The organism is Nocardia uniformis NBRC 13702, assembly GCF_001613345.1.
GTDB classification, from domain to species: domain Bacteria; phylum Actinomycetota; class Actinomycetes; order Mycobacteriales; family Mycobacteriaceae; genus Nocardia; species Nocardia uniformis.
Map to the genome: position 1 here is coordinate 1 of NZ_BDCE01000048.1, position 12,820 is coordinate 12,820.

13 protein-coding genes are annotated in these 12,820 nt (G+C 66.6%); 11 read left to right on the forward strand and 2 right to left on the reverse strand.

What is annotated here, in order from left to right; genetic code table 11:
• The first annotated feature begins 272 nt into the window (after positions 1 to 272).
• Complete coding sequence (locus NU1_RS16120; RefSeq protein WP_067522256.1) at positions 273 to 1,211, forward strand: alpha/beta fold hydrolase; 939 nt, start codon at positions 273 to 275, stop codon at positions 1,209 to 1,211.
• Positions 1,212 to 1,232: 21 nt separating this feature from the next.
• Here NU1_RS16120 and NU1_RS16125 read toward each other — a convergent pair whose 3' ends face one another.
• Positions 1,233 to 2,513, reverse strand: coding sequence for an oxygenase MpaB family protein (locus NU1_RS16125; protein WP_067522258.1), 1,281 nt, complete (start codon positions 2,511 to 2,513; stop codon positions 1,233 to 1,235).
• Positions 2,514 to 2,575: 62 nt separating this feature from the next.
• On the opposite strand from NU1_RS16125, the gene NU1_RS16130 reads away from it, so the two are divergent.
• The 3 genes from NU1_RS16130 (at position 2,576) to NU1_RS16140 (ending at position 5,379) form a co-directional block, all read left to right on the forward strand.
• Positions 2,576 to 3,184 carry a TetR/AcrR family transcriptional regulator gene (locus NU1_RS16130; protein ID WP_067522260.1) on the forward strand — a complete coding sequence of 203 codons (609 nt, stop codon included), beginning with the start codon at positions 2,576 to 2,578 and terminating at the stop codon, positions 3,182 to 3,184.
• 81 nt (positions 3,185 to 3,265) lie between these two features.
• Positions 3,266 to 3,820 carry an HD domain-containing protein gene (locus NU1_RS16135; RefSeq protein WP_067522314.1) on the forward strand — a complete coding sequence of 185 codons (555 nt, stop codon included), beginning with the start codon at positions 3,266 to 3,268 and terminating at the stop codon, positions 3,818 to 3,820.
• Positions 3,821 to 3,909: 89 nt separating this feature from the next.
• Positions 3,910 to 5,379, forward strand: coding sequence for a DUF1254 domain-containing protein (locus tag NU1_RS16140; RefSeq protein ID WP_067522262.1), 1,470 nt, complete (start codon positions 3,910 to 3,912; stop codon positions 5,377 to 5,379).
• 10 nt (positions 5,380 to 5,389) lie between these two features.
• Here NU1_RS16140 and NU1_RS16145 read toward each other — a convergent pair whose 3' ends face one another.
• Positions 5,390 to 5,785, reverse strand: coding sequence for a hypothetical protein (locus NU1_RS16145; RefSeq protein ID WP_245720145.1), 396 nt, complete (start codon positions 5,783 to 5,785; stop codon positions 5,390 to 5,392).
• A gap of 55 nt (positions 5,786 to 5,840) precedes the next feature.
• Between NU1_RS16145 and NU1_RS16150 the strand changes: the two genes are divergently transcribed.
• The 7 genes from NU1_RS16150 (at position 5,841) to NU1_RS16180 (ending at position 12,504) form a co-directional block, all read left to right on the forward strand.
• Positions 5,841 to 6,536, forward strand: a complete 696-nt coding sequence (locus NU1_RS16150) for a TetR/AcrR family transcriptional regulator (protein ID WP_169815074.1) — start codon at positions 5,841 to 5,843, stop codon at positions 6,534 to 6,536.
• A gap of 89 nt (positions 6,537 to 6,625) precedes the next feature.
• Complete coding sequence (locus NU1_RS16155) at positions 6,626 to 8,398, forward strand: ABC transporter ATP-binding protein (protein WP_067522264.1); 1,773 nt, start codon at positions 6,626 to 6,628, stop codon at positions 8,396 to 8,398.
• Positions 8,395 to 10,119, forward strand: coding sequence for an ABC transporter ATP-binding protein (locus tag NU1_RS16160; RefSeq protein ID WP_067522266.1), 1,725 nt, complete (start codon positions 8,395 to 8,397; stop codon positions 10,117 to 10,119). The genes NU1_RS16155 and NU1_RS16160 overlap by 4 nt, the downstream gene beginning before the upstream one ends.
• A 154-nt stretch (positions 10,120 to 10,273) precedes the next feature.
• On the forward strand, positions 10,274 to 10,438 hold the full coding sequence (locus NU1_RS42245; protein WP_169815075.1) for a hypothetical protein: 165 nt from the start codon (positions 10,274 to 10,276) through the stop codon (positions 10,436 to 10,438).
• Between the two features lie 439 nt (positions 10,439 to 10,877).
• Positions 10,878 to 11,495 (forward strand): TetR/AcrR family transcriptional regulator, encoded by a 618-nt coding sequence (locus tag NU1_RS16170; RefSeq protein ID WP_067522270.1) that lies wholly within the window; start codon positions 10,878 to 10,880, stop codon positions 11,493 to 11,495.
• On the forward strand, positions 11,492 to 11,923 hold the full coding sequence (locus NU1_RS16175; protein ID WP_245720146.1) for a hypothetical protein: 432 nt from the start codon (positions 11,492 to 11,494) through the stop codon (positions 11,921 to 11,923). The genes NU1_RS16170 and NU1_RS16175 overlap by 4 nt, the downstream gene beginning before the upstream one ends.
• A gap of 113 nt (positions 11,924 to 12,036) precedes the next feature.
• Entirely contained in the window at positions 12,037 to 12,504 is a 468-nt protein-coding gene (locus NU1_RS16180) for a glycerate kinase (RefSeq protein WP_084521482.1), read from the forward strand.
• Positions 12,505 to 12,820: the final 316 nt, after the last annotated feature.

Here is a 12,820-nt window from a genome sequence, read left to right on the forward strand (position 1 = left end):
TCATCGACCGAATATCGCCGAAATGCTTCCACGTCAATGACTTCGGTCCCAGTGGCGCGGACACATCCCAGTCGTCGCTCTTGACGAACTTGCTCATACGGTCGAGCTCCCTCCACGTGGCATGCCGCTCGACAATATCTGGCAACAGTCGCTACCTGATTGATAAAACCGGTCGAAACTCACGGCGCGCACGCCCCCGGGATCCTGCGGACGATGTCATCCTGGGCTGGGGGTGCTCGTATCGGCGAAGTAATCGCAGGAGGACCACATCGATGACAGGCTACGACCGACTGCCGGAGACCACCCCGGTCGCACCGCAGCCCAAAGGGATCGGCTGCTTCCGCGGCGAGGGCGAACGCGCCACCTTCGTCGCCGCCTATCGCGATGGTATGGCCCTGCTGCCACCGGTCGAGGAGGAGCGAATGGTGGACACCGGCTTCGGCCGGGTGACCGCCTACCGGTTCGGACCGCCGAGCGACGAGCCGATTGTGCTGCTGTCCGGGCGGCAGGCGTCCACCCCGATGTGGCGAGAGAACCTTCCGGGCCTGCTGCGGCACCGGACGGTGTGGTCGATGGACAGCATCGGCGAACCGGGGGCGACCGCGCAGACCGTACCGCTGACCGGACCCGAGGATCAGGCGCGGTGGGTCGACGAGGCCATAGCGGCACTCGGGCTCGAACGGGTGCACCTGATGGGTGTCAGTATCGGCGGCTGGCTCGCCGTGCAGACCGCCATACACAGACCGGCGCGACTGGCCTCGGTCATCCTGCTCGATCCGGCCGTAACCTTCGCCCCGGTGGCCTGGAAGATGATCGTCGTTTCACTCGGCAGCGTCATTCCGGGTATGCCGCAAGCACTTCGGCATCGGCTGCTCAGCTGGATCTCCGGCGGTGCGCAGGTGGATGACACCATTCCCGAGGCGCGGCTCATCGCCTCCGGTATGCGTGGCTTCCAACAGCGGCAGCCGACACCTGCCCAACCGAAGAATGAACAGCTGCAGGCGATCACAACGCCGATGCTGGCGATTATCGCCGGTGCCAGCATCATCCACAATCCGGCGAAGGCGGCCGCGCGGGCCCGGCGGGTGCCGGGGGCGCAGGTCGAACTGTGGCCGGGGCGCTCACACGCCATCAATGGTGAAGCACCCGACGAAATCGCCGATCGGGTAGGTAAATTCCTCGACTCGCTGCCGTCGCGCGGTGTCACGTAGCCGCCAAACCACGAATTCTCGTCAGCGGCGGAATTCCTCCACGGGTTCGAAGGTGGCCGCGCGGTCGCCCACCTCATTGCGGTACCACTGTTCCCGGCGGCGGCGTTGGACTCTGTCGGCGACCTGATCCAGGCCGGGGATGGTGCGGCGCAGGGTTTCCGCGCCGAAGATCAGTGGGGCCTGGATGATCGGGTGCAGTACCCAGGGGAAGCGGCGGGGCATGGTGTGGCGGGCGTACGTGGCGGGCAGTAGCCAGACACCGGTGTAACCGATCTGGACGCGGTAGTTGATTTCGTCGCGCAGCCGTTTGCGCCAGGGCGTGCCCGGTTTTGGCTCGAAGGCGGGCAGGTAGGACTCCACCAACTCCTCGCCGTCCGCCCCCGCCGTATAGGCGCGTTTGACGAAGGCCGCGAACATGAGTTGGACGGATTCGCGGAAGTCACGCGGATACCAGTCGGGCTGCACGCCCAGCAGATGTCCGACATAGCGCCAGAAGTGCAGCGTCGCTTCGATTTCCCGCACGGTCGTCTGATGGCCGACGCTCCACAGCGCCAGTCCGGGTACGACGCTGCCACCCATGAGGGTCAGGGCCGCGTCGCCGACGCTGATCGGCACGCCCCAGGCGTCGTAATCCCATTCCGGCCGCTGCATGAGTTTGCGGCGAATGAAGACGTGCATGATCCGTACCCGCATGGCGGTCTGGCGTCCGCGCGCGCCCGGGTCGAGGCCGCCGGGTTCGGAGACATCGATCCAGAAGCGCACCGTCTCCAACTGCCGCTTGTGCGCCTTATCGCCCGCATAGCCGCCCGCGTACGACAGCGGTTTGGCAATGGAGCTCTCCGAGTACATTTCCAGGGTGCTGGTGGTGGCGAAGCTGAAAACCGAGGTGCCCCAGCGTCGAAACACCTTCGCGCCCTCGGCGACGAGCTCGGGGTCGAGCCACCGCGGCGCCGTCTCGAACTCCTCGAAGAGGCGAATGAGCGAAGGCGGCGCGTTCGGTACCGACCGCACGCCGTGTTCGAGGGCCTGATCGAGCATGGCACGGCCGGCTTTCGGACCGAGCTCGCCCAGATAGACCTCGTCGACGAAGGCCTCACCCACCGGATCGGCCTGGTAGTAGGCCGCCGCGAAGCTGTGGACGAGGTCCTCGGAGGGTTGTGGATCGAATCGGAAAACCGTCCGGAACAGTTTCCGCGCCTGCTGTACGCGCGGATCGTCGAGCCGTTCCCAGTAGCGGAACTCGGTCGGAACCTTGCCTGCCGCAGCGATCTCGAAAGTCGCGGGCACCTTCTCGCGGGCCATGCCACTAGCGTAAAGTGAGCGAGTGCTCACCTTCTACTCACTTTTTCCAACTGCTCGCGCGAATGACTGACACCCCAGTTGGTCGGCGTCGCAAGCCCACGCAGGAGCGCGCCCGCGAATCCCGTGACCGCATTCTCGACACGGCCGCTCAGCTTTTCGCCGAACGTGGTATCGCCGATACCTCCACCAACCGCATCGCCGCGCACGCGAATATGAGCATCGGCACGCTCTACCGGTACTTCAGCGATAAGAACGAAATCGTGGAGATCCTGCGCGCGCGCCTGCTCGTCGAACTGGAGGAACGCTTCACCGAGGCGGTGCTGCGCGGTATCGGCCTGTCCCCGCGTGATTCGGTGGCGGCCAGCCTGCACGCCATCGTCTCCGTTCTGGGCGATCGTGAGCCCCTGGTCCGCGCCCTCACCGCCGATGCGACCGTGGCGGGTTCGGGCTTCGGCGGTCTCGAACGCCGCCTGCTCTTCCTCACCCGCGCCTATCTGCTGCAACACCTCGGCCCGCTACCCGATGACGAACTCGATACCCGCGCCTTCGTCATGGTGAATGCCGGTCTGGCCGCGGCGCTGCGCATCGGCCTGAAACCCCCGCCCGACCTCGACCGCGATCGGCTCATCGACGAGACCGCGAACATGATCGGAGCGTGGCTGGCGACCTGAATGCCGCACCGACGTCGGAAGTTCCGTGCGACACGCGATGGTCACCCACCGTTCACGCGCATTCGCCAAGGTATTGCGGTGATGAGCTTCGCGACCATGGACGACCTGATGGCACTGCTGGGCGACTGCGCCGACGTATGGGATATGCCCGACCGCAGTGGTGACCCCGTGGACATTCTCGACCACGATCGCCAATGCGCGGAACTACTGCGCACCTGGTTCCCGGACGATGAGGAACTCCAGGTCGCCGGATTGGTCCACGATATCGGCCACCACCTCGTCCCCGGCGATGACCATGGTCATGGCCGCACTGGCGCACAGGCGGTTCGTGCCCTGCTCGGCCCCCGGGTCGCCCGCCTGGTCGAACTGCATGTGACCGCGAAACGCTATCTCGCGGCGGTGGATTCGGCCCATGAACTGTCGGTGTCCAGCCGACGCACCCTGCTCGCGCAGGGCGGCCCGATGAGTCCCGACGAGGTCGTCGCCTTCGAAGCGGATCCGGACTTCGGAGCCGCTGTCGCACTGCGTCGCGCCGATGACGCGGGCAAGGTCGTCGGCCTCACCGTGCATCCGCTGGACTGGTGGCGACCGGTGGTCGAACGCGTCGCGGACCGCTGGTTCACCCGTTTCGGGTGATGGCAGCGCCCCGGCGGTGATCGACAATCCATCGCGGCGGCGCAACCGGGTCGGCCGCCTTCACGGTGTTGCGGGAGCAGGGAGAAACCATGCTCGACGAGGCGGATCACGGTTGTTCTCGCTCTGGCGCCGGGACGCCTCGTCACGGACTGCCGGGGCGAGCACTGCTCACGGTCGGCGCGGCGGTGACGGTTGTCGCGGGCTTGGTGACCTCATGCGGAGCCGGTTCCGACCCCGGCACCTCGTCGAGTACCACCAGCGCGGCTTCGACGGACGCCGAATCCGTCGCAACCGACGCCTATATCTTCGGGTATCCGCTGGTCCTCATGGATGCCACCCGGGAATCCGCCATGGCGGGTGTGCCCGCCAACCGGATCGCCGCGGTCGGACCCATCGATCCGACACAGAACTCGGTGGTCATGCCCAATGTCGATACGGTGTACGCGTCCGCGTGGCTGGATCTGCGGACCGAGCCGGTCGTTCTCCAGGTGCCGGAAATGGCGGATCGCTACTGGCTCATGCAGATCATGGATGCCTGGACCAATTCCACCCACGACCCGAGCATTATCGCGCCGCAGGTCGACGATGGTCAGGGTGCGCCGTATACCTACGCGATCACCGGACCGGACTGGTCGGGAACCCTGCCGCACACCATGACTCGGCTGGCCATGCCGACCGAAACAGCCTGGATGCTCGGTCGTATCGAGTATCGCGACAGCGCCGACCTACCGGCCGCACAGGCCTTCCAGCGCCAGTTGGGTATGGCACCGTTGAGTGCGTGGCAACGCGGTGAGCGCCCGGCCCCTGTCGGCGATCCGGCTGCCGCCGTGGCGGTTTCACCGCCGGACCAGGTCGCCGATATGGACGGTCGCACCTTCTTCACTCGGCTGAACACGCTCATGGAGACCAATCCGCCCGCCGCCGCCGACCAACCGGCGCTGGACCGCTTCGCCACCATCGGCATCGAACCCGGCGGCAGGGTCGACACCGTTTCCGATGACCTCCTGAATGCCGCCGTGGAAACCGCCCGGAACCGGATTCCGGCGTACCGGAATCCGAAGGCCAGGCGGGAGAACGGCTGGGAATTCGCCACCAACCTCGGCAGCTACGGCACCGACTACCCGCTGCGCGCCGCCACCGCGTGGACCTCGTTGGGCGCCAACCTGCCCAAGGACGCGGTGTATCCGTCACTGGTGGCCGACGCCACCGACAGCACCGGTGCGCCACAGCGCTACCGGCTGAAGTTCATCGGCGGACAAACCCCACCCGCCCAGGCGTTCTGGTCGCTGACCGCCTACACCGCCGACGGCTACCTGGCGAGCAATCCGGCGGGTATCTACTCGGTCGGCCATCAGGTGCCCGTGATGCCGAGCCCGGACGGGTCGGTCGAGTTGGCCATTCAGGCCGATGACCCGGGACACACAGTGCCGCTGGGCAATTGGCTACCCATTCCCAGCACCGGCGAGTTTCGGCTGCTGCTGCGCCTGTACGGCCCCGACAGGAGAGCGTTGGACGGCACCTGGCAGCCACCCGCTCTGACGCCGATACCGACGGGATAGCGGGACGGGGTCAGTTGCCCTGAAGCCCGGTGGCGATCCTGACCACAACCGTATCGGTGGTGATCTCCTGCACCGTGACGCTCGTACCGTCGGCGGGCTGGGTTTCCCCGACCGGGACGGAAACCTCCTGGCCAGCGACCCGCAGCGTGGCCGTACTGCCGTTCACGGCAACCAATTCCGCATCCATGCCCAACACGCTGGCCTTGGCGTCCACGCCGCGGTCGAAGGTGATGGTGCAGCCACTGACCTGGCATTCGGTTTTGGAGCCGGGGCCCTCCGCGGTGCAGGCGGTCGCTCCGAGTGGAACGAGCACAGCGAGTACGGACAGGGCAATCAGCCGTCGATAGCGCACGCGCTCAGTGTAGGAGGAATCGGTCGCGTCCAGTGGGTCGAGCATTTCGGCCATCGACCTACGATTGGATCGGCGTTACAAATTCCACTCACGGATAGGGGGTCACGCGGTGCCCAAAGGCTCCAGGCGCACGTACCGCACGGGGCTGTCCCGTGCGGCGATTGTCGACGCCGCGCTGGCTCTGACCGCCGAACGAGGTCTCGACGGCTGGAGCATGCGCGATCTCACCGCCCGCCTCGACACCTCGCTGTCGGTGATCTACCACCATGTCGGTGACCGGGGCCGAGTGTGTGCCGCCGTCGTGGACCGGGTCTACGCGGATATGGGTGCGTCGCTGGATGAAACGGATTGGCGGAAACTGCTGTACGGCGTGCTGTCGGCCATGATCGACCATATGGCGCGCTATCCGGGCGTCGCGGCGTGGTTGCTGCGCAACGGCCCGCAGACCGAGCAGCTCATTCCCGTTCTGGACGCGGGTATTACGTGCATGCTCGACGCGGGGTGGGGTGACGAGGCCGCCGATGCGTACTCCATCGCCTTCAACACCACCCTCGGGCTCATTGCCCTCGGTGACCAAAGGGTGGGTGAGAACGCCGATCTCGGTATCGCCGGCCTGCAACACCTGATCGCGGCCGACCCGGCGGCGGGGCGTGGGGCCAAGCAGATGCAGCGGATGGTCGAGCAATTCGTCGCCAGCGATGCCGCGCAACGGGAAGCGGTCCAGCGCGAGTACTGCCGCTACGCGCTCGACCGGGTTCTCGACGGGCTCGAAGTGCGCCTGCACGCGCTGCGCACCACGGGCTAGCCGCCCGCTTTCACAGTCACCCTTGTATTCGCCCGCGCGGTCGCTACACTCCAAATTAGAACAGTGATCTAATTTGGAGTGGGGGTCTCATGAGCACAGTGGTTCTGGAACCAGCGGCAGTCGAGGAGGCTGCACCGCCCGAGAAACCACGTGGACTGAGCGTCGTGCTTGCTCCGGTGCGGGGCCGACTGGCGGTGGCGGCCGGATTGCAGCTGCTCGCCGCGCTTGCCGGGCTCGCGCCCTATATCGCGGTGGTCGAAATCGCGCGCGAACTCCTCGGCGGCACGACGGTCGATCGTGGCGCGATCTGGGCGTGGGTCGCGGTCGCGGTCATCGGTTTCGCGATCCGCACGGTAGGTGTGGCGGCGGCGTACACGCTCAGCCATATCGCGGATGCCGATGTGGGCCTGGCGATTCGGCGCGATATGGCGCAACGGTTGGGCCGGGTGCCACTGGGCTGGTTCACCGACCGAAGTTCCGGCCGGGTGAAACGGGTGCTCTCCGACGATGTGGCGGCCGTCCACCACCTGGTCGCGCATGCGCTCAATGATCTGGTGGCCGGAGTCGTCACGCCGGTCGTCGCACTGGGCTACCTATTCTTCCTCGACTGGCGGCTGGCGCTGATATGCCTTGCGCCGCTGGTGATGTGGTTCGCGATAGTCGCTTTCGAGATGCGTGGGGAGACCGCTCGGGTGGCGCGCTGGAGTGCCGAAATGGATAAGGTCAATGCCGCCGTTGTCGAATTCGTCGATGGTATCGCGGTGGTGAAGGCCTTCGGGCAAGCCGGGCGAGCGCAGGACCGCTACCGCCGTGCCGGTGATGATCTCGCGCGCTTCTTCAGTGAGTGGGCGGGCCCGATGCGCCGCCTGGAGGCGATCTCCTCCACTCTCATTTCCCCACCGGTGCTGCTGCTCACCGCGCTCGGCGGAGCCGTATGGCTCGCCGTCGATCCCATCGAGGTCATCGCCTTCGTCATGTTGGCGGTGGGGCTCGGTGCGCCGGTGCTGGCGCTCGGTTTCGGCGCGGTCGCCATGCAGATCGCCACCGATGGCGCCGGGCGGATCGCCGAACTGCTCGCCGCACCCGTGTTGAGCCGCGCCGCCGAACCGGTGTCGCCACAGGATTCGCGGATCGAATTCGACTGTGTTCGTTACTCTTACGATGGCCGGACACCGGTACTCGACGGTATCGATCTGGTCCTGGAGCCCGGGACGATCACCGCGCTGGTCGGTGCCTCCGGTTCGGGTAAATCGACGCTGGCCCGGCTACTGCCGCGCTTCTGGGATGTCGACCACGGTGTGGTGCGCATCGGCGGTGTCGATATCCGGGAGATGTCGGAGCATGATCTCTACCGTCAGGTCGGGTTCGTCTTCCAGGAAACGGCTCTGCTGCGCACCAGTATTCGTGACAATATCGCCCTCGGTCGGCCGACGGCCGATATGGCCGAGGTCGAGGCCGCCGCGCGTGCGGCGCAGATTCACGATCGCATTGCCGCGCTGCCGCGAGGATACGACAGCATTGCCGGTACCGAGGCGCAACTGTCCGGCGGTGAGGCGCAAAGGGTTTCGATTGCCCGCGCGCTCCTCGCCGACACCCCCGTCCTGGTACTGGACGAGGCGACCGCGTTCGCGGATCCGGAATCGGAAGCGGCGGTGCAGGATGCGCTGTCTCGACTGGTCTCCGGTCGAACGCTGCTGGTGATCGCGCACCGGCTACACACCATTCGTGGCGTCGACCGGATCGCTGTGCTCGCGCACGGTCGCGTGGTCGAGCTGGGTCGCCACGACGAATTACTCGCGGCCGGTGGCGAATACGCGCGCATGTGGGCCGCGCAATCGGGAGTTCGGGAGGAATCGCTGTGATTCGCCAACTATTCGGCATTATCGCCCCGGCCGACCGGCCCCGATACATCCGCTGGGTCGCACTGCTGATCCTCTTCTCGGTGCTGCAGGGCCTCTGCGTATTGCTCGTGGTTCCGGTTCTGCGTCCGCTCCTGGACGGCGACCGGGACGCCGCGGTGCCATGGCTCATCGCGCTGGCCGCGGTGACCGCCGCGACGAGCGTGGTGTTCTACGCACAGGCCATGCACGGCCAGCGGATCGCCGACGATCTGCTGGTCGGTATGCACCAACGGGTCGGAGATCAGTTGGCGCGCTTGCCATTGGGCTGGTTCGCGGCCGACCGCACCGGCCGCCTGACGGTGTCCATGTCGCAGGGTACGGCGACCATAATCGGCGTCCCCGCCCATCTGATGCAGCCGGTCGTCGGCGGTGCGGTGACACCCGCCGTGGTGGCCGTCGGCATGTTCGTCTTCGATGTGCGGCTCGCGGTTGCCCTGCTCATTGCCGGGCTGGTGCTGCTCGCCACCCACCGCTGGGCGCAGGCGGCCATCGCTCGCAGTTTCGGCGTGATCGATCAGACTGCCGTCGAATCAGCCAGCCGCGTAGTGGAATTCGCGCAACGCCAATCGGTGCTGCGGGCATTCGGCCGCACCGGTGCCGACAACAAGCTACTCGACGACGCCCTCGTCGGACAGCGTCGCGCCTACGGTGACATGAACCGCAATGCGGTATCGGGCCTGCTGGCCTTCTCCACCGCCGTCCAGGCCGCATTCATCGCCCTGCTGGCCATCGGTGTGGCGCTGGCGCTGGGCGGCTCCCTCGATGCCGCCGAACTGATCGCACTCCTGGTCCTCATCACCCGCTTCGCCGGTCCGCTCATCGAACTCGTCGACCACTCGGCCGCCCTGCGTATGGCCGCCGAGGATATCGACCACATCGACGCGGTCCTCGCCGTACCACCACTACCCGAAGGTGCTGTGCGACAGTCGATCTCACCCGGAACGGTGAGCTTCGACAAGGTCGCCTTCGGCTACGGTGATCAGCCGGTGCTGCGAGAGGTGAGTTTCGAAGCCCGTCCCGGAACCCTCACCGCCATCGTCGGACCATCCGGCGCGGGCAAGACCACCATCCTGCGTCTGGCCGCCCGCTTCTGGGATACCGACACCGGCACGGTCCGTATCGGCGGCGTCGACGTCCGCGACCTCGCCACCGAAACCCTGATGAGCCAGCTGGCCATGGTCTTCCAGGACGTCTACCTCTTCGACGACACCATCGAGGCCAATATCCGCCTGGGCCGCCCCGACGCCACCACCGCCGAAATCCACGAGGCCGCCCGCCTGGCCCGCGTGGACGAGATCGTGGACCGCCTACCCGACGGCTGGCAGAGCCGGGTAGGCGAAGGCGGCACAAACCTCTCCGGCGGTGAGCGCCAACGAGTTTCGATCGCCCGGGCCCTCATCAAACAGGCCCCCGTGGTGCTCCTCGACGAAGCCACCGCCGCCCTCGACCCCCACAATGAAGCCGCCGTGGCCACCGCCATCCGCGCCCTGGCCGACCACCGCACCCTCCTCGTAGTAGCCCACCGCCTACACACCATCCTCGCCGCCGACCACATCCTCGTCGTAGACGAAGGCCGTATAGTCCAATCCGGCACCCACGACGATCTCATCACCCAGCCCGGCCGCTACGCCGACTTCTGGCGCGAACGCGAGCGGGCACAGGGCTGGCGACTGACAGTCTGACCTGCTCTTTCATCTACGGCCACGGTCTTGCCATGTGGATAGCTGACGCGAGGAGCAAATCTCGACGCACCTTAGCTGCGCCAACAGCATTCCTCGCATCAACTAAATGCAGCGGAATCCGCCCCCGCTCCGCAACCGGACTATCGTGGATCCCGTGGGTGTATTCGGCGAACTATTCGGCAAAAAACTAACCGACGAGAGCGGCGAGGACAGCGACGGCCAGTCCCACCGCCCCCGCGTCGAACTGGACCTCGACGCCGGCGTAATCCGCCTGTCCCCACCTCGCCCGCCGACATCCGCGGACGAACCCACCGAATAGGCGGAGCTCTCCCGCAACCCCTCGGGGCGGGTGCCGCATCCATCCCGGAAACCCTCCGGTGGAGCCGCCAGCCGGGTTCGCGTCCGGGCGGTTTGTGGGCGGACATCTCAGGTATGGCGCAGATGTGTCACGCTCATGCCGCGCCCAGGAATCTGAGCGAACCAGCGTCCCGCACGCCCTGACCATCATTGCGGGTGACCACGAAAAGCTTTGCCACTGGCTCGAATCCGTGGTCACGTCCCGCTGACAATCGTCGTCCTCGGCCAGGCGCCGCACGCCCACGGTTTGCAAACGACCGAGGGCGGGCCACAACGCTGTTCTCTCCGGGCCCTCCCCGAAAGATGCTGTGCGCTGCTTACGGTATCCCTGATCACTATTGCGGCGGGGGACAGCTGTCGATACGGTTGCAAGCAAGTACTTACTTGCAACCGGAGGGCCTATGGACCCACAGCGCCACACTCGCGATCGGATCCTGACCGAAGCCATGCGGCTCTTCGGTGAACAGGGCTTCAAAGCCACCAGCATCGCCGAGATCGAGGCCGCCGCCGGGCTCTCACCCGGATCGGGCAGCCTCTACCGCCACTTCAAATCCAAGACCGAGCTACTGCGGGAAGGCGTCCGGCACCAACTCGACTCCGGGGCCGAACTACTCGACTACCTGGGCGACACCGAAGCGGTGGCCGCACTGCCGCTGCGGGAGCGGCTGACGAAGCTGGTGACGGCCGGCTTCGCCCGACTCGAAGCGGAACGCGACCTCAACCGACTGGTCGTCAACGACCTCGGCAAATTCCCTGAACTGATGGACCGCGTCGGCGCGGAGGAGATGCGCCGGGTCGCCATCGCCACCGGGGCCTGGCTGGCCGCGCAGGACCCCGGGTCGGACCGCGATCGCGACTGGACCGCGATCGCCCTGGTGCTCACCAGCGCAGCGGCCAATTACTGGCAGCTGCGCGATGTCTTCGGCACCCACCCCACCGGTGTGAGCGAAGCGGATTTCATCGCTGCTGTCGTCGAACTCGCCTACACCCTGATCGTCACCCCGGGAGCAGAGCAGTGATCTCATCCGAAGCCGGTCGCGGCATGCGTTTCGTCCAAGTCGCCACCGTCATCGCCGCATCGATGATGATCATCATCGGCGCCTGGTGCTGGGGCGACCCGGAATCATTCGCCGAGTTCGCCAACTGGCCCAACCACACCCACTTCCTGCACGATTCCGGCGCCTTCCAGATCGGCATCGGCCTGACCATGCTGGCCGCGCTGCGGTGGCGCGACGTCCTCGCGGTCGTACTGGGCGGGTTCCTGTTCGCCAATACCCTGCACGTGGTCAACCACATCATGGACCGCAATGCCGGCGGTACCGCCACCGATCCGCTGATCCTGGGCTCGTTCTCGGTGCTGGCGCTGGCCGCGCTGGTGATCCGGCTGCGCCAGCTGCGAATCACGCGGACCGAGGCCGACGAGACGACGGTGGAGGCCCGGCGATGAGAGTGCTGGCCGGAGCCACCGGCACCGCCGGTTCGCCCTGACCACTCAGCTGATGGTCCGGTGGGACGGGGTCGTTGAATGCTGCGGCCTTGGCGCCGACGCCCGCGTGATGGATCACCGGTGAAGGCAGCCTCGACGCACAGTCCGCACACGGCAAACTCCCCGTCACCGTCGCGCGACGCGCACGGCCCGTCCCGGTCGTCGCGGTCGCGGGCCGTAGCTCACTGGCCCGGACCGATTGGCATACAGCCGGATTCACGGAGGTTCATAGGTTGGCCGAGTACATGTCTGGCGACACCGCCGCGGATACCGAGCTGACTGCTTCGGTGCTGACACGCATCGGCCGTCGGATCGGGCGCACACGGTCTGGCGGATGGCCGGCCGCCTGGAAAGGTCGACCCCAATGCGACGAGATCATCGCTTCGCCGGGCCACCCGGTGGGATGGGTAGTCCACGTCCCACCTGGTGACTTCGGTGCCGATGGCACCGCTGCCGGCGCAGCGTCGGCTTCATCGTCCTCGTCGGCGGCATCGGAACCGCGGCTGAAGCCGCGGCAGGACGGCCAGCGGGTCGAAGGCTGAGACCGCCTGTTGTACACAGGTACCGGTCAGCGCCGCCAGCGCGGGACACCCTCCGGGCTGGCGGCCCGCGCCGGAACGATCGCGTGTGGAGCCGGTGACTCTCAGCGATCTCTGGTCGTGGCTCCGGCCAATCCCCGTGCTCAGCAGCAGCTTTCACCATTCGGCTCGATTCCGCATCGATTCGACCTGGCGCAACCCAGACCGGTTGTGGAAACCTCGAGCTGCCTCCACCGAGCAGCGGAGGCGCGTAATCGTGGAGGGAATCGCATTGACCATTGGGAACGTCGGCCGATCGACCGGCACGGGATCACTCGAG

Coding starts and splice junctions, on each gene's coding strand:
- NU1_RS16120 (WP_067522256.1), top strand. CDS start 273: ATGACAGGCTACGACCGACTGCCGGAGACCACCCCGGTCGCACCGCAG.
- NU1_RS16125 (WP_067522258.1), bottom strand. CDS start 2,513: ATGGCCCGCGAGAAGGTGCCCGCGACTTTCGAGATCGCTGCGGCAGGC.
- NU1_RS16130 (WP_067522260.1), top strand. CDS start 2,576: ATGACTGACACCCCAGTTGGTCGGCGTCGCAAGCCCACGCAGGAGCGC.
- NU1_RS16135 (WP_067522314.1), top strand. CDS start 3,266: ATGAGCTTCGCGACCATGGACGACCTGATGGCACTGCTGGGCGACTGC.
- NU1_RS16140 (WP_067522262.1), top strand. CDS start 3,910: ATGCTCGACGAGGCGGATCACGGTTGTTCTCGCTCTGGCGCCGGGACG.
- NU1_RS16145 (WP_245720145.1), bottom strand. CDS start 5,785: ATGGCCGAAATGCTCGACCCACTGGACGCGACCGATTCCTCCTACACT.
- NU1_RS16155 (WP_067522264.1), top strand. CDS start 6,626: ATGAGCACAGTGGTTCTGGAACCAGCGGCAGTCGAGGAGGCTGCACCG.
- NU1_RS16170 (WP_067522270.1), top strand. CDS start 10,878: ATGGACCCACAGCGCCACACTCGCGATCGGATCCTGACCGAAGCCATG.